We start from the raw sequence: 1,398 nt of genomic DNA on the forward strand, positions 1-1,398 counted from the left end.
TTGTTGTGCTAAACTATAGTTGTAACAGCTCGACCTAATAAGATATAATCTTAGGAGGAAACGAGGTATATTACAAATGAATCAAAACTACGAACCAGAATTTAAGAAGAAGATTGTACGTCTTCATCTTGAAGAGGGGAGAACCCTCAAAGGTCTTGCTGCTGAATATGGTGTATCCAAAGCAAGCATTTCCAATTGGACAAAACAATTCCGTGAAGAATGCCAGACAAATGAAGAAGCCCAAGCCGATTATGACTACATGAAAGAAAATCTTAAGCTCAAAAAGCAACTTGCTGAACTTCAAAAGGAAAATGACTTTCTAAAATAAAGCCATAGCCACCAAAGGTGGCATTGCATTCTTTGCGAAGGAAATCGATTAGAGGCTTATCGATTCGTTCAGAAATACAACAAGAAATTTGGACTTAGATGGCTACTCAGAAAATTTAACATCTATCCAAATGCTTATTATAACTATCTTAAAAATCGAAAAGCTGATTATCATCAACAGAAAGATGAAATCAAAAACTCTATTCGAGAAATCTATCACTCTCATGGCGGAGTTGATGGTTACAGAACCGTACATGCGTATCTTATCCGTAAAGGATACGATATCAGTAGTTTAACGGTTCACAAATATATGAATACTGAAATGCAGTTGTTCTCAATATCTAGGAAAAAGAAACCAGAGTATGAACATGGTGTTGCTCATAAAGTATATGGGAACAAGCTGAATCAGGATTTTCATGCAAATGCAATAAATCTAAAATGGTGTACTGATTTTACTTATCTATTTTTGACAGATGGTAGTAAACGCTATAATTGCACTATTATTGACCTGCACGACCGAAGCGTTATTTCAAGCATAACGGATAAAAATATAACCGCTGATTTAGCGAAAAGAACGCTTGAAAAAGCAATTCATTCGCAACCAGGAATAGATTTAAGTAAACTTATGTTGCATTCAGATCAGGGAAGCCAGTACACATCCAAAGAGTTCACAGAATTCTGTGAGAAGCTCGGCATCACTCAAAGTATGAGTAAGGCTGGATATCCATATGATAATGCTCCTATGGAAAGATATTTCAACACATTAAAAAATGATCTTATATATCAGCATTATTATCACACAGAAGATGAACTCTACACAGCAGTCGAAGAATTTGCGTATGTACAATATAACCATGTCCGTCCGCATTCTTATAATAATTACAAAACGCCTTATGAGGCACGCTACGGGGTTGCGTAAACCCTGTGGCAGAAATTAGGTCGTAGTGTTACAAAAAAGCTTGACCACAACACATCTTTCTTAAATTCTTCTGAGTACTGTGTAGCCATGTCTTAATCCTCCAATCTTTAACTTTAATAATAAATCTATATTAAGGATTATTCCATATCTAA

1 pseudogene is annotated in these 1,398 nt (G+C 35.5%); it reads left to right on the forward strand.

Features of this window, described 5'->3' with window-relative positions:
* The first annotated feature begins 67 nt into the window (after nucleotides 1-67).
* Nucleotides 68-1,246: pseudogene (locus DWZ63_RS15460) on the forward strand (IS3 family transposase).
* Nucleotides 1,247-1,398: the final 152 nt, after the last annotated feature.

Source organism: Clostridium sp. AF34-13 (genome assembly GCF_003477845.1).
Taxonomy (GTDB): Bacteria; Bacillota; Clostridia; order Lachnospirales; family Lachnospiraceae; genus Butyribacter; species Butyribacter intestini.